17 protein-coding genes are annotated in these 20960 nt (G+C 62.3%); 15 read left to right on the plus strand and 2 right to left on the minus strand.

The features are described 5' to 3' along the window. Positions 1–47: 47 nt before the first annotated feature. Genes ftsH through HMPREF3147_RS06000 form a run of 10 tightly spaced genes read left to right on the plus strand, consistent with a single transcriptional unit; the run spans position 48 to position 8971 of the window. Positions 48–2495, plus strand: coding sequence for an ATP-dependent zinc metalloprotease FtsH (gene ftsH, locus HMPREF3147_RS05955; protein WP_070445885.1), 2448 nt, complete (start codon positions 48–50; stop codon positions 2493–2495). Then, positions 2485–3075 (plus strand): GTP cyclohydrolase I FolE, encoded by a 591-nt coding sequence (folE, locus tag HMPREF3147_RS05960; RefSeq protein ID WP_070445888.1) that lies wholly within the window; start codon positions 2485–2487, stop codon positions 3073–3075. Before ftsH ends, folE begins: the two co-directional genes overlap by 11 nt. Before the next feature lie 5 nt (positions 3076–3080). Further along, the gene (folP, locus tag HMPREF3147_RS05965; protein ID WP_070445890.1) at positions 3081–4010 is read left to right on the plus strand and encodes a dihydropteroate synthase; all 930 of its coding nucleotides are present in this window, start codon (positions 3081–3083) and stop codon (positions 4008–4010) included. 3 nt (positions 4011–4013) lie between these two features. Next, positions 4014–4385: a dihydroneopterin aldolase gene (folB, locus tag HMPREF3147_RS05970; RefSeq protein ID WP_070445894.1), complete on the plus strand. Its 372-nt coding sequence runs from the start codon at positions 4014–4016 to the stop codon at positions 4383–4385. Further along, positions 4385–4858, plus strand: coding sequence for a 2-amino-4-hydroxy-6-hydroxymethyldihydropteridine diphosphokinase (gene folK, locus HMPREF3147_RS05975; RefSeq protein WP_070445897.1), 474 nt, complete (start codon positions 4385–4387; stop codon positions 4856–4858). Before folB ends, folK begins: the two co-directional genes overlap by 1 nt. Next, entirely contained in the window at positions 4858–5331 is a 474-nt protein-coding gene (locus HMPREF3147_RS05980) for a DUF3180 domain-containing protein (protein WP_070445901.1), read from the plus strand. Before folK ends, HMPREF3147_RS05980 begins: the two co-directional genes overlap by 1 nt. 5 nt (positions 5332–5336) lie before the next feature. Next, entirely contained in the window at positions 5337–6551 is a 1215-nt protein-coding gene (locus HMPREF3147_RS05985) for a DUF4229 domain-containing protein (RefSeq protein ID WP_070445904.1), read from the plus strand. Then, entirely contained in the window at positions 6552–7229 is a 678-nt protein-coding gene (locus HMPREF3147_RS05990) for a 6PGD fold domain-containing protein (RefSeq protein ID WP_083276450.1), read from the plus strand. A gap of 23 nt (positions 7230–7252) precedes the next feature. Beyond that, positions 7253–7984, plus strand: coding sequence for a pantoate--beta-alanine ligase (locus tag HMPREF3147_RS05995; protein WP_070446064.1), 732 nt, complete (start codon positions 7253–7255; stop codon positions 7982–7984). A 39-nt stretch (positions 7985–8023) separates the two neighbouring features. Next, positions 8024–8971, plus strand: a complete 948-nt coding sequence (locus HMPREF3147_RS06000; protein ID WP_070445907.1) for a 2-dehydropantoate 2-reductase — start codon at positions 8024–8026, stop codon at positions 8969–8971. Positions 8972–8998: 27 nt separating this feature from the next. Here the strand turns inward: HMPREF3147_RS06000 and HMPREF3147_RS06005 are convergent, their stop codons facing one another. Further along, a complete protein-coding gene (locus HMPREF3147_RS06005) occupies positions 8999–11095 on the minus strand; it encodes a PhoX family protein (protein WP_070445910.1) in 2097 nt (698 codons plus the stop codon). Between the two features lie 173 nt (positions 11096–11268). Between HMPREF3147_RS06005 and lysS the strand changes: the two genes are divergently transcribed. From lysS to HMPREF3147_RS06025, 4 genes are all read left to right on the plus strand, one after another. Continuing rightward, a complete protein-coding gene (gene lysS / locus HMPREF3147_RS06010) occupies positions 11269–12843 on the plus strand; it encodes a lysine--tRNA ligase (protein WP_070445913.1) in 1575 nt (524 codons plus the stop codon). Positions 12844–12986: 143 nt separating this feature from the next. After that, entirely contained in the window at positions 12987–13943 is a 957-nt protein-coding gene (locus tag HMPREF3147_RS06015; RefSeq protein ID WP_141740721.1) for a hypothetical protein, read from the plus strand. A 34-nt stretch (positions 13944–13977) separates the two neighbouring features. Next, complete coding sequence (locus HMPREF3147_RS06020; RefSeq protein ID WP_070446070.1) at positions 13978–14922, plus strand: hypothetical protein; 945 nt, start codon at positions 13978–13980, stop codon at positions 14920–14922. 159 nt (positions 14923–15081) lie between these two features. Then, on the plus strand, positions 15082–16482 hold the full coding sequence (locus HMPREF3147_RS06025; RefSeq protein ID WP_070445919.1) for an MDR family MFS transporter: 1401 nt from the start codon (positions 15082–15084) through the stop codon (positions 16480–16482). Between the two features lie 35 nt (positions 16483–16517). Here the strand turns inward: HMPREF3147_RS06025 and HMPREF3147_RS06030 are convergent, their stop codons facing one another. Then, positions 16518–17789, minus strand: a complete 1272-nt coding sequence (locus tag HMPREF3147_RS06030) for a serine/threonine protein kinase (protein WP_070445922.1) — start codon at positions 17787–17789, stop codon at positions 16518–16520. Between the two features lie 256 nt (positions 17790–18045). Between HMPREF3147_RS06030 and HMPREF3147_RS06035 the strand changes: the two genes are divergently transcribed. Further along, positions 18046–20823, plus strand: coding sequence for an ATP-dependent Clp protease ATP-binding subunit (locus HMPREF3147_RS06035; RefSeq protein ID WP_070445925.1), 2778 nt, complete (start codon positions 18046–18048; stop codon positions 20821–20823). Positions 20824–20960: the final 137 nt, after the last annotated feature.

Genomic DNA, 20960 nt, shown 5'->3' on the forward strand with positions numbered 1-20960 from the left:
TTTTCTTGCCCTCTTTGGTTTGAGGCCTCGAATTCGCAAGGTAATTAATGAAAAACAAGAACATCATCCGCTATGGCTCGATCGCGGGCCTGGTTCTCATTCTGCTGTACGCCTTTACGTTCTTTAGCAACGATGCCCGGAGCTTCAAGCAGGTCGACACCTCCGTGGCCATGGAGCAGTTGAGCTCTAAGAACGTCGAGGAAGCGCAGATCGATGACCGCGAACAGCAACTGCGCCTCAAGCTCAAGAAGCCGGTGACGGTAGAAGAGCAAGAGGGCATCGAAGAGGTCATTGCCAAGTACCCGGCACGCGCCTCCGAGCAGGTCTTCAACGCGGTCAAGGATTCCGGTGCGGATAAGTACCAGACCAAGGTCACACAGGATTCCTTCATTGGCTCCATGATCAGCTTCCTGCTGCCGATGCTGATCCTCTTCGCGCTGCTGTTCTGGATGATGACCCGCATGCAGCAGGGCGCGGGCGGCATGTTCGGCATTGGTGGTTCCAAGGCGAAGGAGCTGACCAAGGACATGCCTACCAACACCTTCGCGGATGTGGCCGGCGCGGATGAAGCTGTGGATGAGCTGCAGGAAATCAAGGACTTCCTGGATGATCCGGAGCGCTACCATGAGCTGGGCGCAAAGATCCCGCGCGGCGTGCTGCTTTATGGCCCTCCCGGCACGGGTAAGACCCTTCTGGCCCGCGCGGTCGCGGGCGAGGCTGGCGTGCCTTTCTATTCCATTTCCGGCTCCGACTTCGTGGAGATGTTCGTCGGCGTGGGTGCCTCCCGCGTGCGTGACCTGTTCAAGCAGGCCAAGCAGAACAGCCCGTGCATCATCTTCGTCGATGAGATTGACGCTGTGGGTCGCCAGCGTGGTTCCGGCACCGGCGGTGGCCATGATGAGCGCGAGCAGACGCTGAACCAGCTACTCGTGGAGATGGATGGCTTCGGCGACCGCGAAGGCGTCATCCTCATCGCCGCGACCAACCGCCCCGACATTCTGGACCCGGCGCTTCTGCGCCCGGGACGCTTCGACCGCCAGATCCCGGTGACCAACCCGGACCTGGCCGGCCGCGAGCAAATCCTGCGCGTGCACGCCAAGGACAAGCCGCTGGCTAAGGAAGTGGATGTGGCGCAGCTGGCCAAGCGCACCGCCGGTATGTCCGGCGCGGACCTGGCCAACGTGCTCAACGAGGCTGCCCTGCTCACCGCCCGCATCGGCGGCAACGTCATTACCTATGACGCGCTGGAGGAGGCCACCGACCGCGTCGTCGGCGGCCCGCGCCGCCAGGGCAAGATCATCTCCGAACATGAGAAGAAGGTCACCGCCTACCACGAGGGCGGCCACACCCTGTCCGCGTGGGCGCTGAAGGATATCGAGCGCGTCTACAAGGTGACCATCTTGGCCCGCGGCCGCACCGGCGGCCACGCCATGACCGCGCAGGAAGACGATAAGGGCATGTACACCCGCGATGAGTTGTTCTCACGCCTCGTCTTTGCCATGGGCGGGCGCGCCGCGGAAGAGCTCGTGTTCGGAGCACCCACCACCGGCGCTTCTTCGGATATTGAGCACGCCACCAAGATTGCGCGCTCCATGATCACAGAGTATGGCTTCAGCCCGGATTTGGGAACCGTCAAGTACGGCAAGGAGCAGGGCGATCCCTTCGCCTATGCCGCCGGCGGCGGTGGCTCCATCGACTATTCGGATGCCGTGGCCGCCAAGATTGATGAGCAGATGGCCTACCTGCTGGACCGCGCGCACCAGCAGGCCTATGACATCCTTTCCGAGCACCGCGACTACCTGGATAAGCTCGCCGAGATGCTCTTGGAGAAGGAAACCCTGCGCCGCCCGGACCTCGAGGGCATCTTCGAAGGCATTGAGCCGCGCGAGGCTTTCGACGTCTTCCCGAACGAGGACGCCCGCTTCCCGCGCCAGGCTGGCCGCGAGCCGGTGAAGACCCCGGTCGAGCTGGCCCAGGAGCGCGGCGAGGAGTTGCCGAAGCGCATGACGCTTCTCGACGCCTCCCGTGCCGCCCGCGCGCGCCGCCACGCGGAGCTCGAGCGCGCGAAGGAAAACGGCGGGGAGCCCGATGGCGCCGCCGAGACATCGGCGGCGCCGGTCGAGGAGATCGGCTTCAGCTTTGGCCAGCACGCAGGCGACTTTGTGGATCCGGAGAAGGGCAATACCTTCTTCGGCGAGTCCGATATCACCGAGCCCACCGGCCGCCAGCTCAGCGCAGACGAGGCCGCCAGCGATGGGGCGCAAGAGGAGACCGTGGCCCCAGAACAGGCCGGCCCTAGCCACGAGGACACCCAAGAGATTCCGCGTGTGCCGAATGCCGCTGCACCGCAGCCGGAAGCCCAGCCGCAACCGCGCGAACCGGAACGCCGCGGCCGCCATGCCAAGCCGGAGGATCACTCCTGGGGAGCACCCGGCTGGGGAGAGAACGAATACCGCAACAACCCATACAAGGATGGCGACACCAATGAGCGATAACATCCCGGCGCAACACGACTTCGATCACGAGCGCGCCGAAGCAGCCATCCGCGAGCTTCTCATCGCAGTGGGCGAGGACCCCGACCGCGAGGGCCTGCGCGAGACCCCGGCCCGCGTGGCCCGCGCCTATGCCGAGGTCTTCGCAGGACTCCACCAGGATCCGACTGAGGTCCTGCACAAGACCTTTGCCGAGGAGCACCAAGAGCTTGTCCTGGTGCGTGATATTCCCATCTACTCCACGTGCGAGCATCACCTCGTGCCCTTCTATGGCACGGCGCACATCGGCTACATCCCCGGTCCCGACGGCCACGTCACTGGACTGTCCAAGCTGGCTCGCCTGGCGGACATGTACGCCAAGCGCCCGCAGGTGCAGGAGCGCCTCACGAGCCAGATCGCCGATGCACTGGTGGAGGTCCTCCACGCGCAGTCCGTCATCGTCGTCATCGAGTGCGAGCACCTGTGCATGGCCATGCGCGGCATCCGCAAGCCGGGAGCGACCACGACAACCTCCGCGGTGCGCGGTGGTTTCAAGAAGAATGCGGCCTCCCGCGCGGAGGTCATGAGCCTGATTAGGAGCTAGCAGCAATGGCAGTCAGCGATCTCACTGTTCCCGGCCGCACGCTGGTCATGGGCATTGTTAACGTCACGGAGGATTCCTTCTCCGACGGCGGGCGCTGGATCAACATCGACGATGCGCTCAACCACGCCCGCCACCTCGTGGAATCCGGCGCGGACATGATCGATGTCGGCGGCGAGTCCACCCGCCCGGGCGCAGTGCGCGTGGCTGCCGAGGAGGAAGAGAGCCGCGTCGTGCCCGTCATCAAGGCGCTGCACGAGGAGGGGATTAAGACCTCCGTGGATACGATGCGGGCCTCGGTTGCCAAAGCCGCTGCGGAGGCCGGCGTCGACATGATCAATGATGTCTCCGGTGGTGCCGCCGACCCAGACATGTACCGCACCATGGCCGAGACCGGCCTGCCGGTGTGCCTCATGCACTGGCGCACCGTCCAATTCGGCAGCGCGGCCGGAGTGGCCGACCACGGCGGGGATGTTGTGCGCGATGTCCACGAATCCTTGGCGAAGCTGGCCGATAGCGCCCTGCAAGCAGGTGTCAGCCACGACAATATCGTCGTGGATCCGGGCCTGGGCTTTGCCAAGTCCCCACAAGATAACTGGGCTTTGCTCAAGGCCTTGCCGGAGTTCCTCCAGGGCGAATTCCCGCTGTTGGTGGGAGCCTCCCGCAAGCGCTTCCTCGCCGCCATCCGGGAGGATCGCGGTGCCGAGTCCAGCCCGCTGCTCGCGGACCCGGCCACCGCGGCCGTGACCGCCATCTCCGCGCAGATGGGCGCCTGGGGCGTGCGCGTGCACGAGGTGGATGTCTCGCGCGATGCCGTGGACGTTGCCGCGGCGTGGAACGCGGGCGCATCCTACACCGGTGGCGCGCATGCCTCCGGCAGCTACGCCAACGGCGCGGACGGCGGAACAGTGGTGTCCACTTCTTTGGGAAAGGCATAAAACATGGCGGATCGCATCGAGCTCACCGGCCTGGAGTGCTTTGGCTACCACGGAGTCTTCGAGGAAGAGAAGAAGACAGGACAGCCCTTCATCGTGGATGTCACCTGCTGGTTGGACACCGCGGGCATCGAGGATGACCTGTCCCGCACGGTGAATTACGCCGAGCTTGCTGACGTCACCGCAGACATCGTCGAAGGCCCCTCCCGGGACCTCATCGAGACGGTGGCTGAAGAAGTCGCCGAGACCGCCATGCGGCGCTTCGAGATTCTCCACGCCATCGAGGTGACCATCCACAAGCCGAAGGCACCCATCCCGCGCACCTTCGCGGACGTGGCCGTCGTAGCACGCCGCTCCCGGAAGAGGATGGCAGGCTAATGCGCGCCGTGCTGTCCATCGGCTCCAACATGGAGGATCGCCGCGCGCTGCTGCAGACCGTCTTTGATGAGTTTGCCGATGAGACCATCGCCGCCTCTCCGGTCTATGCCACCCCGCCGTGGGGCGTGACTGACCAGGATGAGTTTCTCAACGCGGTGCTCATCGTGGACGTGGACTGCACCTCGCTGGAGCTGCTGCGCCGCGGCCAGAAGTTGGAGGAGGCCGCTGAGCGTGTGCGCGTGCGGCACTGGGGCCCGCGCACCTTGGACGTGGACATCGTACAGATAGACGGCGTGACCTCCGAAGATCCGGAACTTACTCTGCCGCACCCTTATGCCCACGAGCGCGCCTTTGTGCTCGTGCCGTGGCTGGCCGCGGATGAGCACGCGCAGCTTAACGGCACCCTGGTGCGCGAACTCATCGCCGACCTCGATGAGGACGAGGTCGCGGCGGTGAAGGAACTGGGGGAGTAATGACGAGGACGTCGATCGGCGCGCTCATCGGCACGGCCCTTTTCGTGGCCGCGGCGGCCGCCATCCTCACCACCCGCTTTTATGGCTCCATGCTGGCCATCCCGGCAACGGTGTCGATTTCCCTGTGGGCCATGGCGCTGGTGTGCGTGCTGTTGACCCTTAAGGTCCGCGGCGCCAAGGAAGACGAGCACGGCATCGGCCTGGACAACTCGCAGCTCAATCCCATGACCATCGCGCAATTCTTGCTGGTCGGCAAAGCCTCGGCGTGGACCGGCGCCATCGTGGGCGGGGCCTATGCAGGCATGGCAGTTTACGTGGTGCCTCGTGCGGGTGAGCTCGTCGCGGCGGCTGGTGACCTGGCTGGGGTGGTGACCTCTGCGCTGGGTGGTGCCGCGATGTGTGTCGCCGGAGTGGTGCTGGAGCGACACTGCGAGGTGCCACCTCCAACTGATGGGGCACAAGCGGTAAGTTAGTGGGCATGACGAGCCCGCATCACGCCCCTGAGCCCCAGCACGAGTCGGCCCCGGACGATTATCCGACGGCCCAATTTTCTGCGCAGCCGGACTCTCAGCCACCAACGCCGGCGGAGTCTTCTGAGACCGGTTCGAAGACGGATGCTGGTTCCATCGGGCTCATCGTCTTGGTCATTCTGGCGGTCATCGCCAGCCTGGTCATGCTGATTTCGGGTTCGGCGAATGCGCTGAAGATCGCCTTGCTCGCCTCCCTGTGGGCTGCGGTGCTGGGCTTCTTCCTGGTTGTGCGCTATCGCCGCCAGGCCCATGAGGCCAAGGAGCTTCTGGCAGTAGAGCGCACCCATGCTGCATCCACTTTGACCGCTTCCGGCGCTTCCACTACGGACAACAGTCAGGTCCTGGCGGAGATCCGCTCTGAGCTAGAAGCCATCCGCGCCCAAATCGAGGAGATCTCCGGGCGCGAGTGGGTCTACGAGCCCGCCGCCCTGTATGCGGAGGCTCGCCGCATCCAGGAGCTGGAGCGCAAGGCCGGCGGCGCAGGAGTGGATGAGCGCGGCGATGCCCCCAACGTGAACTTCACTCAGAAGTCCGGTGGCGCGCCGTCTGTCGACGCCGTGGCAGGCCGCCTCGGTTCGCAGCCGACCCACCCGGTGAGCAATCCGCTGGATAATCTGCTGGCGGATAATGGTCGTGGCAACGCCCAGCAGCCTGCTGCGAAACCCGCCGAGCAGCCCGCAGATCAGCAGGGCACCCGCCCAGCACCATCCCCGTTCGGTGCACCACAGCCGTCGCAGAACCGTGCCCCGGCGTTTCGCCCCATGGGTGAACCACAGCAGAAGCCGCAGGCGCCGCAGCCGCAGCCCCAGCCGAAGGCCGAAAAGCCTCAGGTAAAGGCAGAGAAGCAGCAGGCGCGCACCGAGCAGAAGCCGCAGCAGCAGAAGCCTCAGACTCAGTCGCAGCCGAAGGCGCCGGAGTTCAAGACCGATAGCTTCCAGGCCGTGCAGTGGAACCAGGGTGCTGCGGGCGCGCAGCACGTCAAGGAGGATACTGGCCCCGCACAGCCGCACCACCGCCATCGCAAGCCGGAGTCAGACAGCGCACAGCCCAGCACCCGTGGCCGTCGCCGCAGCGATGAACACCGTGAGGGTGCGGTGTCCGTCGCGGAGCTTTTGGCGCGCCGTAAGCAACAGCAGGAGCCGGACAAGGACGTGAAGAAGTAGATGTCTGCTCCGCGCATGCGTGTGGCGGTGTGGGGTAATTCCCGAGCCGGCATTAACTTCGCCCTCCGTCTGGAGATGGCTGGCCACACCATTGAGAAGCTTGAGGACCCCGCCCAGCTGGACCGCTTCGATGCGCTGATTCTCGCCGCGACGGCGAGGGAGCTGGAGGGGGCGGTGGGGGACGTCGAAAAGCACGTGCGCCCCAAGCAAATCGTCATCCACACCTCATTGCTGGCTGGGGTGGAAGCCCTTGATGAGCTGGAAACGCGCGGGTGTCTGACGATTGCCGCAGCTCCCCTGGGTGACTCCTACGCGGTGGGCGCTCTCGATGAGGTGGCGGATACCGTCATTAGATTGTTGCTCTCAGAGATTCACCAGACCGCAGAAACGGTGCCTGAGGCACAACGTGCCGAGCGAGCCGCGCGGCTGTTCTACGCGGAAATGCTCGGTGCACTCACCGTGTGGGCGTCGATAAAAGCGGAGATTATCGAACATTTTATGGGCAGCTCCTTCGACCTCGACGCCGATGACATTATCGATGCCTACCCCGCCGCGGTGGAGCTCGGCATGGCGCGGAACTACCGCGACGTTGCCCGGATTGTGGGCGAGCAGGAAAAGATTGAAGAATTGGAACTGTGGGCAGTAAGAAAGGAAGCGCCGTGGCCGAACAACTCCTAGTGGAGGACATTGAGCGCATCCGCATGGTGGGCAGCGCCTACCGCAAGACGGGCAAGCGCGTGGTGCTCGTACCGCTGGGCCGCGATATTCACGCCGGGCACCTTGCCTTAGTGCAGGCAGCACAGGGCGTGCGCGGAAGCGTGGTTGTCGTCGCCGTTGACGACGACACTGACATCACCGCCCTCGACGGCGTTGATGTGGTGTGGCGCTATGGCACGCAGAGCCAGCGCACGCGGGTCCTTGCACCCGATCACGGCATGGAAGACGTCTGTGCGGAGTTGACCCGCATAGTGGCGCTGACCTGTGCGCTTGGCCCCAGTGATGTGTTCATGGGGGAGAAAGACTACGAGCTGCTCGTGGCTACCCAACAAGCTTTTACGGACCTTCACATCGGGGCGCGTGTGCAGGGTGTGCCCTCGGTGCGCATGCCCGATGGTGTGGTGATGAGCCTGCGCAATGCCGACGTGGCACCTGAAGCACGCGAGCAAGCCAGCGCATTGTCAGCGGCACTTACCGCCGGCGCGTATGCGGCGGAGTCCGGGGCCGAGGAAGTCGTCCGTGTGGCACGTGAGGTGCTCACTGCCGCGGGCGTCGAGCCGGAATACGTGGAGCTGCGCGGGCGCGACCTTGGGGAGCCACCCGCAGAGGGCGATGCCCGCCTCTTTCTCGCCGCCACCATCGGCGGCGTGCGGCTCATCGATAACGCGGGCGTGCCGTTGGGAATTGGCTTCCGAAATTTAGAACAGCGCGGATAAAAGTCTGTGGCGCAGGTCTCCACCGGTTAGGTTGGAGACATGAAGATTGGAATTCTGGGAGCCGGCGCCATCGGCGGATACTTTGGCGGAAAACTGAAAGCAGCGGGTCACGACGTCGCCTTCGTCGCCCGTGGTGAGACCTTGCGGGTGCTGGGGGAGACGGGCGTGACGCTGATCGACGCCCACGCGGAACCCACCACCACCGAGGCTATTAAGGTCCCGGCTGCGCAATCCTTTGCTGAGATCAAGGAGCTGTTGGGTGGGCTGGACGTGGCGATTATCGCGTCGAAGGCGCTGCCGGGCAATGAGACCTTTGGCAGCGCGGAGGACCGCGAGGCCTTGCAGAGCGTTCCAGTGGTGACCACGCACAACTCGGTCGAGATTCCGTATCTTGCGGCCGAGGAATTTGGGGAGGAAAACATCCTTGCTGGGGTTGCCCGTGTTTATGCCACCCGTCTGGGGCCGGCGCAGATCAAGCGCAATCCGGGGCCTTTGGCTTTGGCTTTTGGTCCGCTGAGTGCTGATGCGCCGGAGTCACTGCGCCATACGGGCGAGGAGCTGGCGGCCGCGCTGAAGGAGGCGGGCGCCTCCAGCAAGTTCCACGACGCCGCGCTTGTCGACGTCTGGTCGAAAGCCATGTTCGTCACCCCGACTGGCACTCTGGGCGCCTTGGTGGATAAACCGATTGGCTACCTGTGCCAGGAAATCCCCGGCCAGCTCGAGGTATTCATGCGGGAAGCCGAGGCCGTTGGACGCGCACTCGGCGTGGAGCTGCCGGAGAACGTGGTGGAACAGACCATGGACTTTGCCCGCCAGCAGCACCCAGACAACACCTCCTCCATGCAGCGCGACATCAAAGAAGGTCTACCAAACGAACTTGACGCCCAGGTCGGAGCTATCCGACGCATGGGCGCCAAGGCTGGGGTTGCAACCCCGTTGTGGGATTTTGCGCAGGAGGTGCTGGAGGCGCAGCTGCGCACCGCCTAAGAGTGCGCACTACGCAACGTCGGTGCCTTATTCGGTACCGATCTTGCCGTCCTTCTTCCACACCACAACCACGGCCGGGCGCGGGGTGGACTTGCCGCCGTCAGGCCAGTGGGAGGTGGCCTTGTCGAAGGTGGCGTCGTCAGCCTCACCCGGGTGCTGAACGTTGACCATGACGCGGTCATCGTCGACGATCGGTCCACAGGTCTCCGCGCCCGCCGGGACGGTGAGGAAGCACTTGAGCTCACCGCGGGTCTCACCCTCGGTGGTCACGGCGTAGAGGCCATCGTTGGAGTCCAGCGCGTTGCCGTCAGTGGAGATCCACAGGTTGCCGTGGTTGTCGAAGGCCAGGTTATCTGGGCAGGAAATCGGGGAGACCTTCTCCTTATCGAAGCCGCCGAAGTAGGTGCTGGCCTCACGCGGGTCACCGCAGACCAGGAAGAGGTTCCAGGTGAACTTCTCGCCGGCGTGGTCATCCTCGAGCTCCATGACCAGGCCGTTCTTGTTCTCCTTGACCGGAGCCCATTCCTTGGCGTCTTCCTTGTTCTTCTTAGCGTTCTCACCGGTGGCGCCACGGTACTTGTTGTTGGTCAGCGCGATGTAGACCTTCTCGGTCTCCGGGTGAACCTCAACGTCCTCTGGGCGGTCCATCTTGGTCGCGCCCACCTTATCGGCGGCCTCACGAGTAAAGACGGCGACTTCCTCGGCGGACATGCCGTCCACGTGGGACTCGAACTTGTTGTTCTCCGTATCGGAGGTCAGCAGCTTGACCCACTCGCCGCTGCCGTCGAAAGCACCGTCCTCCGGCAGGACACCGGAGCCGTCGATTTCCTTCTCCGGGGAGTTGCCTTCCATCTTGGCCACGTACAGGGTGCCGTGGTCCAGGATGGTCATGTTGTGCTCCAGGTCGCCTTCCTTGTACTTCTTGGAGGAAACGAACTTGTAGACGTACTCGAAGCGGGAGTCATCGCCGGAGTAGCAGACCACGGTGCCATCCTTGGTGATGTGGATGTTGCCAGCCTCGTGCTTGTAGCGGCCCACAGCGGTGTGCTTGACCGGGGTGGAGTTCGGATCTAGCGGGTTGATCTCCACGAGCCAGCCAAAGCGGTTTGGCTCGTTCGGCTCCTTGGTTACATCGAAGCGGTCATCGTACTTCTCCCACTTACGGTCGGACGGGCCCTCCTTGATGCCGAAGCGCTTGAGAGACTCAGCGGCCTTGTCGTCCTTGACGTCACCGCCTGCGAAGTACTGGTCGAAGTTCTCTTCGCCGGAGAGCATGGTGTTCCACGGGGTCACGCCACCGGAGCAGTTGTTGAGGGTACCCAGGACCTTCTCACCCTTCGGATCGGCGGAGGTCTTCACCAGGTCGGTGCCTTTAGCCGGACCAACCAGGGTGAACGGGGTGGTGGCGGTGATGCGGCGGTTGAGCGGGCCGAATTCGCGCTTGAGTTCGCCGGAGCCCTTCACCTTGGAAACCTCGAGGATGGTGTGGCCGTGGCCGGCCCAGCCGATCTTTACCTGCTCCTCGGTGGGGTTCTCCGGGTCGTAGTCCGGGAACATCATCGGCTCGGTGGTGTACTCATGCGAGCACATGTAGATCATGCGGTTCTTGTCATCCGGGTGCTCGATGAGGCCGGCGAAGTCATTGTTGAAGCCGAACTGCTTCTCCGCATCCGCGGCGGTCTGGTTGTTGACGTCGAATTCCGGTGCGCCCTCGATGACCGGGTCACCCCAGGCAATCAGAACGGACTGCTCATAGCCCTTCGGGATGACGACCTCATCCTTGGTATTGGCCTCTACGGCTTCAAAGTGCATGCCCTCGGCGGAGGTGAGCTCGATGTCAGAGCCCTTGACCTCGCTGGTCTTGTCGGAGGAGCCGCCAGCCGCAGACCCGTTGTCATCCGGAGCAGCGCATGCAGCCAGCGCAGAAGAACCACCGACGGCGACGACGGCCAAGCCACCGGCGCGCAGGGCGGTACGGCGGGAGAACTGGTCGCCGAAGTAAGGGTTGTCGGAGGTGTTCTCGCATTCGCCGAAACAGGCATTACCGCACTTGTAGGTGCAGGTAAGAGAAGAACGAGACGAGGTGAACATGTTAGCCAAGAGATTACGGCCGTTGAGTGCCATGAAAGTTATGCTCCAAAAATCGAAAATCGTTGGTTGCGTAAGGGATGTCGCAACGGACGCACTGAGTTAATACGGTTGAGATGACCGCGCGGTTGATGCTGTCTAACCACCAGATGAACTCTCTGTGAACCGGGATCGCGCCAGCGTATGGGGATCGACTACCCTAGACAACCGTGAGCGAGAAGAAGAATACTGAAGTTACTGACGTCCCCGAGCAGCTGCGCATTCGCCGCGAGAAGCGCGCCCGACTGTTGGAGTCCGGCACCGAGCCCTATCCGGTGACCGTAGACCGCACGATCTCCTTGCGGGATCTCCGCCAGCAGTTCCAGGTCGTTGCCGAGGGCGAAGAGCCGGCCGCGGAAGAGGGCGTCACCTACCTCAGCGCGGGTGAGGAGACTGACGTCGAGGTAGCCATCGCCGGCCGCCTTATCTTCATGCGCAATACCGGCAAGCTTTGCTTTGCCACCTTGCAAGATGGCGATGGCACCCAAGTGCAGGCCATGCTGTCGCTGGCAGAGGTAGGGGAGGAGCGCCTCGCCGCGTGGAAGTCTGACGTTGACCTGGGTGATTTCATCTCCGTGCGGGGTCGCGTCATTTCCTCGCGCCGTGGCGAGCTCTCCGTTATGGCCTCCACGTGGACCATGGCGGCGAAGTCCCTGCGCCCGCTTCCGGTTTCCTTCGCGGACATGAACGAGGAAACTCGCGTGCGCCAGCGCTACAACGACCTCATCGTGCGCGAGGAGGCCCGCAAGAATGCCATGACCCGCGTGAAGGTCATGCGTGCGCTGCGCAACTACCTGGAAGATGAGGGCTTCGTGGAGATCGAAACCCCGATGTTGCAGACCCTCCACGGTGGTGCGGCGGCCCGCCCGTTCGTGACCCACTCCAATGCCCTGGACATTGACCTCTACCTGCGCATCGCTCCGGAGCTCTTCCTGAAGCGCGCTGTGGTCGGCGGCATCGACCGCGTCTTTGAGATCAACCGCAACTTCCGTAACGAGGGCGTTGACCGCTCCCACTCCCCGGAGTTTGCCATGCTGGAGACCTACGAGGCGTGGGGTGACTACAACGACTGTGCCCGCACTATCCGCGAGTCCATCCAGTCTGTGGCCCGCGCGGTCTTCGGTTCCACCACCGTCACCTTGGCTGATGGTACTGAGTATGACTTCGGTGGCGAAGAGTGGCCGGAGATTGAAATGTACCCCTCCCTCAACGAGGCTCTGCAGCGCAAGTTCCCCGGCCAGCCGGAGGTCACCATCGACTCCACCGTCGAGGAGCTCAAGGCGATTGCTGACGTCATCGGGCTCGACGTCCCGAAGAACGGCGGCTGGGGCCACGGCAAACTGGTGGAGGAGATCTGGGAGGTGCTCTGCGAGGACCAGCTTGAGGGCCCAATCTTTGTGAAGAACTTCCCGGTTGAGACCTCCCCGCTGACCCGTCAGCACCGCTCGCAGCCAGGCGTGACGGAGAAGTGGGACCTTTACGTGCGCGGCTTCGAGCTGGCCACCGGCTACTCGGAGCTGGTGGATCCCGTAATCCAGCGTGAGCGCTTCGAGGACCAGGCCCGCTTGGCTGCTGGCGGCGATGAAGAAGCCATGGTTTTGGATGAGGACTTCCTCGCCGCCATGGAGCAGGGCATGCCGCCGACAGCGGGCGCTGGTATGGGCATGGACCGCCTGCTTATGGCTCTGACCGGCCTGGGGATCCGTGAGACGGTACTCTTCCCCATCGTGAAACCTGAGCACTAGTCTCCGCGCTAGGTTTCCTCCTCAACGCACAAGCCACCGGCCCCGCAGCCGAAGGCTTGTGCGTTGTTGTTTTAAGGGCCTTTAAGTTGTCGTAGCAAGGAAACACCCAGCGTGAAGCCTGCCTGCGTGGAACAATGCAAAGCATGAAAAAGTTTTTCTCTCTTCTCACACTCCCGATGGTGGCCGCTGGATTGGTTGCCTGTTCCTCCGATGAAGAAATAGAGGACACTCCTCGATTCGAAGTTGTGGATAGCTCCGGCTCTGAGAGCAGTTCGGAAGAATCCGGTGCTGCGGTAGCGAGCGATTCTACAGATAATGAGCCGGAGTTTGATTCTCAATCTTCCAGACTAAAAGAACGCGATGCTGAGGACTTCCGCGCTACCGGATTCAGGTATGAGACGACGGTTGCCTGGGGAGTGAGGAGCCCAGACGGCAGGGTGTCGTGTTCTCTGCATGAGGGCTCTCAAGGGCCGTGGTGCTTCGTTGGCTTTGAAAACCCGCCCATCCTGCCTGACCCCGAGAACCCGCAATGGGAAGCAAACATGGTCAGCTATAAAAAAGGTGCCGGTTTCTTCCCCAAGGGCGTGGTGGATGCCGGGGACCAGGTTCCTTCACAGCAGCTGGAGGAAGGCGAGAAAGTCGATATCAACGGCGTGATTTTTGAAGCCCCCAGTGCGGATGAATTCACGGTTCAGGTCCAAGACCACCATTTCACAGTGAAGGACGGCGGCCAGTTTTCGGCGGATACTTATCCGCTGAAGCCGGACACCAATGGCTATGCGCCCGTGGGTACTGTCTGCGGCGAGACCGACACCAATTTTGGACGCCAGAAAGTCTTTGTGCAGACAGACGGGACGAATTGCACGACTGCAATGGAGATCGTGGACAAGTACGTCAACTACGAGTGGGACATAAAAGAAGTGAACACCCGGGGAATCCTGGAGCTTGACGGCTGGAAGTGCTCTCACAGAGAACCGGAATTCGTTGAGACACCTAATCCGTATGCACGTCGGATTCATTGCGAAGATTTATCCGGTATCGGTCGCGTTATTCTTCTTGACGCTGCACACCCCGAAGACCCGAAACACTCGGAAAACTAGTGGCATAACACTATTTCGTGGGACGATGATTGTTATGAAGAAGCTTCTCTCTATCCTTTCTGCCTCCCTCATGGCCTGCGCCGCGGCTTCGTGTTCTTCGACGAGCGAGCCGGCGGGCGATGAGCCACAGTTTCAACAGAACTCAGCCAGCTCCGCCAGTTCTGAATCTGCCTCCAGTAGCTCTACCGAGGCCGCGGCGTCGAGCAGCGCCAAGCCCGATAAAGACAAACCCGGCGGCCTGAAGGAACGCGATCCGCAGGACTTTATGGCGGGTGGCAACCTAGCGACGATTCCGAACCCCATCCCAGCGGTCAAGAGCCCGGATGGGCGCGTCCTCTGCCTCATCCACGAAGAGGCCGATGCCCCGAACTGCAAGGTCGAATTTGCCGATCCGCCAATTTATCCGGGGCCGGTCATGCAGAGCTGGAGGTCAAACGCGGTGAGCTACCTCGGCGACCGCGGCTTCTTCCCGGTGTGGGCCATTGAGTTCTATACACCGACCGAAGTTGCAACGCTCAACGAGGGCGAGACCGTGAGCTTTGACGGTGGAACCTTTGAAGCACTCAGTGGCAACGAGTTTGTGGTCAAGGCGAACGGGCACCACTTCACCGTCAAGGACGATGGCCAGTACTACTCCGATACCTTCCCAGCGAAGCCAGATGCGAATGGCATCGCCAACACCGGAACGGTGTGCGGTGAAAGCGGTACGCGTGGTGAAGACACCGGTTTGGTCTACGTGCAAGAGGACGGCACGAATTGCAATGACGCCATGGAATTGCTGGATGAATACGCTAACCATGACTGGCAGGCTGGCGAGGGCGGAAACCGTGGCCACCTCACCACGGACCTGGGGCACTGTGCTTACGGTGCGCCGAAACTGTGGGAGGATACCCCAGAAAACCGTTTGTTGGGCTGCAGCTTGGACAGCGGTGGCAGCGTCGTGGTCATCACGTCCCGCAACATGGAAACGATCCCTTAAAGCCCCACCAACTGCCGGGGAGCGAGGAAACTTCGCTGCCCCGGCTCATGTGGCATCCCCGGCTACCTTGCGAGTACTCTAAACTCCTTGCGCGCAGACTGCGGAAGCGTTGGCGCGAATATCCCCAGAGCAGAGAAACAGAAAGGTGTGGCTGGCCGCATGTCCGCTGAGATTCCCTCGAAGGTGATAATTAACCTCAGCATCCTGGTGCTGGGGGCGATGGTCATGATTCTCAATGAGACCTCGCTCTCCGTTGCGCTACCAGCCATTATGGCGGACTTCTCCATTCCTGCTACGAGCGCCCAATGGCTGTTGACGGGATTCATGCTCACCATGGCCGTCGTCATTCCGACCACCGGCTTCTTGCTGGAGAGGCTTAGCACGCGGCAGATTTTCACCGCCTCCGCAGGACTCTTCCTGGTTGGCACCGTGGTGGCGGCCCTTGCGCCGAGCTTCGTCATTCTGCTCCTGGGCCGCATCTTGCAAGCCGGTGGAACCGCGCTGATGATTCCTACGTTGATGACCGTGGCCATGACGCTGGTCCCAGCGCAGCGCCGCGGCACGGTAATGGGCATCATCTCTGTGGTTATCTCCGTTGCCCCGGCATTGGGGCCTACAGTCGGCGGGGCGATTCTGAACCGCTTCACCTGGCACGTCATCTTCTGGGCCATGGCGCCGCTCGTCGCCCTTATTCTCACCTTTGGGCTCTGGCGATTGAGCAATGTGGGTGAGAACCGCGATACTCCGCTCGATGGCCTCTCCGTCGTCCTTTCCGCCTTCGCGTTTGGCGGGCTGATTTATGGTCTGTCCTCGATGGAAAAGATGCTGGAGGGCGGCGCCTGGGTGGATATCGCCGTTACCGTGGTCGGCGTCATCGCGCTCATTGTATTTATCCGTCGCCAGCAGCGCTTGGCACTGGAGGACCGCGCACTGATGGACCTGCGTCCTTTCCGCGTCCGCAATTTCACTCTCGCGGTGATCATCCTCCTCCTGTCCTTTGGGCTCATGCTGGGAATGGTCACGGTCTTGCCCATCTACCTGCAAACGACCTTGGGCGTCACCGCCTTTGCCACGGGATTGGCGGTGATGCCCGGCGGCATCCTCCAGGCTTTCCTTTCCCCGATCGTGGGCCGGCTCTTCGATTCCTATGGCCCGCGTCCACTCATGATTCCGGGCTCACTGTTCATGGTGGCCAGCCTGTGGCTTATGGTCATCTTGGGTGAGAACTCAGCCCTGTGGATGGTCGTGGGCATGCACGTGATCTTCTCCCTCGGCATGTGCTTGATGATGACGCCGCTGATGACCACAGCGCTGTCCTCGCTTCCGGAGAAGCTTTACTCGCACGGTTCGGCCATCATGAACACCTTCCAGCAGTTGGCTGGCGCGACGGGAACGGCTTTGCTCGTAGTCTTCCTCACACGCGGCACCCAGGCTGGCGCCGCCGCGGGGATGGGGCCCGCCGCAGCGACGGCACAGGGAACGCATTGGGCTTTCCTCTTTGCCGGCGTGGCCGGTATCGCCATTGCGGTGATTGCACCGCTGCTTAAGCGTGTGGACTAACGGCGCAGACTAGCTGCGCCGAGTGAGCGTGCGGCTTAGCACAGCGGCATGTTCAGGCGAAGTTCTTCGGCGTCCTCACCCCACACGAGGACGGCGTCCGCGGAGTCCTCGGTGCTCATGTAGAAGACTGGCTCGGAATCAGAAACGTCATAGCTGCGTACGGTGCACTGGCCGTTGGACAGTTCCTGCGCATCCTGTGTTGGGGCAGCTGCGTCGCGCTTGGCGACGTCCCCGTACCTCGCCACCGAGTAGCCCACACCGTCGCCAACGCAGGTAATCTTCGCGTCCTGACCATCCTCCGGCTCGCGGGACTCGCAGGTGGCACCGTCGAAGCCCTCCCCACCGGGACGGGAGCTGATGAGTCCTGGGTGGTCGTCGACCAGCGCTTGCTCCTCCTCAGACCACGCCGGACGGCCCAAGAAGAACCACAGCAGGCCGCCGATGAGGGCTAAAAGGACAAGGCCCACACCAAGGCCAGCAAAGACCTTGCTCTTCGAGGTCGACCCGCGCTGAGCGGAGTCTTCTGCAGGGGTGGAAGCGGGAACCGGCGCTTGCGGCTGCGTTCCCCATTCTCCTTGCTGGGCAGCAGCGTAATGCTGTTCCGGTTGCCACTGTGGCGTACCCGCGGCGGCGTCGGCGCTAGGCGTGGTGGTGGCACCTGCGCTTGCCGCGCTGGCGCTGGCCATCCCTGCTCCAGCATTTCGGAGAGAATCAACAACGGCGGCCGCCGAGGTATAAGCGCCTGCTGCGCGGAAGGAAGGATAGGCGGCGGCGAGGAGTTGTGCCAGGCGGTCGATTGCCTCCTTCGCTGTTGCAGTGGGGGCCTCGGAGCCCGTAGCTGGGCCGACTGCTGCGAAGAAGGCGTTCGAGCGGTTATTGGTCAGGATGATGCGGCGCGGATTGAGCGCGCGGAGAGCGAAATTATTGCGGCCCTTCTGGAGCAGGAAATCGGTGGCGTCAGCCAAAGGGGCGAAGACAGCGATGGCCTCCTCCCGGGAAAGGTGCTGCGCGCCGATGCCAGAGGAAGTGAAATTCGACAGCTGCTCACCTGGCAGGCTGCGGCGCACGAAGAATTCTTGACCGTTGTTCATCGTTCCCGTGCCTACGATGGGGGCGATGGCGCTGTGCTGTAGTTGCCCCACGACGCCGGACTGGCGGAGCACACCACGGTCCTCTGGGTTGTATATCTCCACGAGCAGCTCGTCATGTGAAGGATCTTCCACGAGGAAGAGCGTGGAGTCCGCTCCTTGGTCCAAGACTGCCTTTTGGCGCAGCTGGTGCTGGGTGGTGAAAAATTCTGGGAGCATAGTCACGATGAGAGGAAATCCTTCGTGGAGGGGTCGATGATGAGATATATAGAATCCTCTTCATTCTAAGGTGGCGAAGCCTCTGTGGCAGGTTAGTGCGAAAAGCGGCTTCATCATGACCTGTTCGCTACCGGCGTACAGTGCCTTTACCTGCGGAAATGTAGGTTTAGTGGAAGAGGGGGAGAGAAATCGTGGATGGAGTGTCCTCCCCGCGCGTTAGAGTGGATGACACATTTAGAGCGAAAGGTAAGAGGTAATGTTCGAGAGGTTTACTGACCGTGCTCGCCGCGTCATCGTTTTGGCGCAGGAGGAAGCACGCATGCTCAACCACAATTACATCGGCACCGAGCACATCCTCCTGGGACTTATCCACGAAGGTGAAGGTGTAGCAGCCAAGGCCTTGGAGTCCATGGGCATCTCGCTGGAGGATGTCCGCCGTGAGGTGGAAGAGATTATTGGTCAAGGTTCTCAGCCGCACACCGGCCACATCCCCTTCACCCCGCGCGCCAAGAAGGTTCTGGAGCTCTCGCTGCGTGAGGGCCTTCAGATGGGCCACAAGTACATCGGCACCGAATTCCTACTGCTTGGCCTCATCCGCGAGGGCGATGGCGTAGCAGCCCAGGTGCTGACGAAGTTGGGCGCTGACTTGCCGCGTGTTCGCCAGCAGGTTATCCAGCTGCTCTCCGGCTATGAGGGCAACGAGGGAGAGGGCAACCAGTCCCAGGGTGGTGCAGGTCCGGTGGGCGCCGGTGCCGGCGCTGGCCAGGGTGGACGTGGCGGCCCAGGCGGCTCCGGTGAGCGTTCCAACTCCCTGGTGCTGGACCAGTTCGGCCGCAACCTCACCCAGGCGGCGCGTGATGGCAAGCTGGACCCGGTAGTGGGCCGCGATTCTGAGATCGAGCGCATTATGCAGGTGCTGTCCCGCCGCACGAAGAATAACCCGGTGCTCATCGGTGAGCCCGGCGTGGGTAAGACCGCCGTGGTCGAAGGTCTGGCCCTCGATATCGTTAACGGCAAGGTCCCGGAGACCCTTAAGGATAAGCAGCTCTACTCGCTGGACCTGGGCTCCCTGGTGGCCGGTTCGCGCTACCGCGGTGACTTCGAGGAACGCCTGAAGAAGGTGCTCAAGGAGATTAACCAGCGCGGTGACATCATCCTCTTCATCGATGAGATCCACACCCTGGTCGGCGCCGGTGCCGCCGAGGGCGCTATCGATGCCGCTTCGCTGTTGAAGCCGAAGCTGGCTCGCGGCGAACTGCAAACCATCGGTGCCACCACCCTGGATGAGTACCGCAAGCACATTGAGAAGGATGCTGCTCTCGAGCGCCGCTTCCAGCCGGTCAAGGTGGACGAGCCTTCTCTCGATGACACCATCCTCATCCTCAAGGGTCTGCGCGATAAGTACGAGGCACATCACCGTGTCTCCTACACCGATGAGGCGCTGAAGGCAGCGGCCTCCCTGTCTGACCGCTACATCAATGACCGCTTCCTGCCGGATAAGGCTGTCGACCTCCTCGATGAGGCCGGCGCCCGCATGCGTATTAAGCGCATGACCGCTCCGGAAGGTCTGCGTGAAGTCGATGACCGCATCGCCGAGGTCCGCAAGGAAAAGGAAGCGGCGATTGACGCGCAGGACTTTGAAAAGGCCGCTGGTTTGCGCGATAAGGAGCGCAAGCTCGGTGAAGAGCGTGCGGAGAAGGAGAAGCAGTGGCGCTCCGGTGACTTGGAGGAAATCGCCGAGGTTGGTGAGGAGCAGATCGCAGAGGTCCTCGCTCACTGGACCGGCATTCCGGTTCTCAAGCTTACTGAGAAGGAATCCAACCGCCTCCTCAACATGGAAGAGGAGCTGCACAAGCGCATCATTGGCCAGGACGATGCCGTCAAGGCCGTCTCCCGAGCCATCCGCCGCACCCGTGCTGGCCTGAAGGACCCGCGTCGTCCTTCTGGTTCCTTCATCTTCGCTGGCCCGTCCGGTGTGGGTAAGACGGAGCTGTCGAAGTCCTTGGCTAACTTCCTCTTCGGTTCGGATGATGACCTCATCCAGATCGATATGGGTGAGTTCCACGATCGCTTCACCGCGTCCCGCCTCTTCGGTGCCCCTCCGGGTTACGTTGGTTACGAAGAGGGCGGCCAGCTGACCGAGAAGGTTCGCCGTAAGCCTTTCTCCGTGGTGCTCTTCGATGAGATCGAGAAGGCCCACAAGGAGATCTACAACACCCTTCTGCAGGTGTTGGAGGATGGCCGCCTGACCGATGGTCAGGGCCGCGTGGTGGACTTCAAGAACACGGTGCTCATTTTCACCTCCAACCTGGGTACCCAGGACATCTCGAAGGCCGTGGGACTGGGCTTTACCGGCTCTTCGGAGAATGACGCCGATGCGCAGTACGAGCGCATGAAGAACAAGGTCAACGACGAGCTGAAGAAGCACTTCCGCCCCGAGTTCCTGAACCGTATTGATGAGATTGTGGTCTTCCACCAGCTCACGCAGGAGCAGATCGTCGAAATGGTCGAGCTGCTCATCGCCCGCGTGGAGAAGCAGCTTGCCGAGCGTGACATGGGCATCGAGCTCACCCAGAAGGCCAAGGATCTGTTGGCCAAGCGTGGCTTCGATCCAGTCTTGGGTGCTCGCCCGTTGCGCCGCACCATCCAGCGCAAGATTGAGGATCAGCTCTCCGAGAAGATCCTCTTTGGCGAAATCGGCGCCGGTGAAATCATCACCGTGGACGTTGAAGGCTGGGACGGCGAGTCCAAGGACAACTCTTCTGCCACCTTCACCTTCACCCCGCGTCCGCGCCCTCTGCCGGAGGACACCTTCGACAAGGATCTCGAGGAGACCGCCGTGCGTGAGGCCGATGAGGAACTGGCCACCGAAATCGACGCCGAAACTCACGGCCCAGACTCCGATGGCCCCGACACCGTCACCCCGGACGTCCTCGACGAGTCAGGTAGCGACTCCGCTGAGGAATCCCACAACGATGATGGTGATGACGGCAACCCGCCGCCGGCAGGTGCCGGTGCTGGCCAGCCGCTCTAAGCGCTGACTCGGGCCCCGCACTGGGCCCATAAGGAATAGCCCCGAACCGCATGTGAACTTCGTGCGGACCGGGGCTTTCTTTGTGTGACCGGTGGGCGGGATGACCCAGTGGGCGGGCTATCCCACCGACTAATTAA

The sequence above is a fragment of the Corynebacterium sp. HMSC05D03 genome (genome assembly GCF_001807205.1).
Classification (GTDB): Bacteria; Actinomycetota; Actinomycetes; order Mycobacteriales; family Mycobacteriaceae; genus Corynebacterium; species Corynebacterium aurimucosum.

Bases quoted from the DNA above. Each gene is read 5' to 3' on its own strand.
- HMPREF3147_RS06020 (WP_070446070.1), top strand. From the start codon at position 13,978: ATGAAGAAGCTTCTCTCTATCCTTTCTGCCTCCCTCATGGCCTGCGCC.
- HMPREF3147_RS06035 (WP_070445925.1), top strand. From the start codon at position 18,046: ATGTTCGAGAGGTTTACTGACCGTGCTCGCCGCGTCATCGTTTTGGCG.
- HMPREF3147_RS06000 (WP_070445907.1), top strand. From the start codon at position 8,024: ATGAAGATTGGAATTCTGGGAGCCGGCGCCATCGGCGGATACTTTGGC.
- HMPREF3147_RS05990 (WP_083276450.1), top strand. From the start codon at position 6,552: ATGTCTGCTCCGCGCATGCGTGTGGCGGTGTGGGGTAATTCCCGAGCC.
- HMPREF3147_RS06030 (WP_070445922.1), bottom strand. From the start codon at position 17,789: ATGCTCCCAGAATTTTTCACCACCCAGCACCAGCTGCGCCAAAAGGCA.
- folE (WP_070445888.1), top strand. From the start codon at position 2,485: ATGAGCGATAACATCCCGGCGCAACACGACTTCGATCACGAGCGCGCC.
- folP (WP_070445890.1), top strand. From the start codon at position 3,081: ATGGCAGTCAGCGATCTCACTGTTCCCGGCCGCACGCTGGTCATGGGC.
- HMPREF3147_RS06025 (WP_070445919.1), top strand. From the start codon at position 15,082: ATGTCCGCTGAGATTCCCTCGAAGGTGATAATTAACCTCAGCATCCTG.
- folB (WP_070445894.1), top strand. From the start codon at position 4,014: ATGGCGGATCGCATCGAGCTCACCGGCCTGGAGTGCTTTGGCTACCAC.
- ftsH (WP_070445885.1), top strand. From the start codon at position 48: ATGAAAAACAAGAACATCATCCGCTATGGCTCGATCGCGGGCCTGGTT.
- HMPREF3147_RS05980 (WP_070445901.1), top strand. From the start codon at position 4,858: ATGACGAGGACGTCGATCGGCGCGCTCATCGGCACGGCCCTTTTCGTG.
- folK (WP_070445897.1), top strand. From the start codon at position 4,385: ATGCGCGCCGTGCTGTCCATCGGCTCCAACATGGAGGATCGCCGCGCG.
- HMPREF3147_RS06015 (WP_141740721.1), top strand. From the start codon at position 12,987: ATGAAAAAGTTTTTCTCTCTTCTCACACTCCCGATGGTGGCCGCTGGA.
- HMPREF3147_RS06005 (WP_070445910.1), bottom strand. From the start codon at position 11,095: ATGGCACTCAACGGCCGTAATCTCTTGGCTAACATGTTCACCTCGTCT.
- HMPREF3147_RS05995 (WP_070446064.1), top strand. From the start codon at position 7,253: ATGGTGGGCAGCGCCTACCGCAAGACGGGCAAGCGCGTGGTGCTCGTA.
- HMPREF3147_RS05985 (WP_070445904.1), top strand. From the start codon at position 5,337: ATGACGAGCCCGCATCACGCCCCTGAGCCCCAGCACGAGTCGGCCCCG.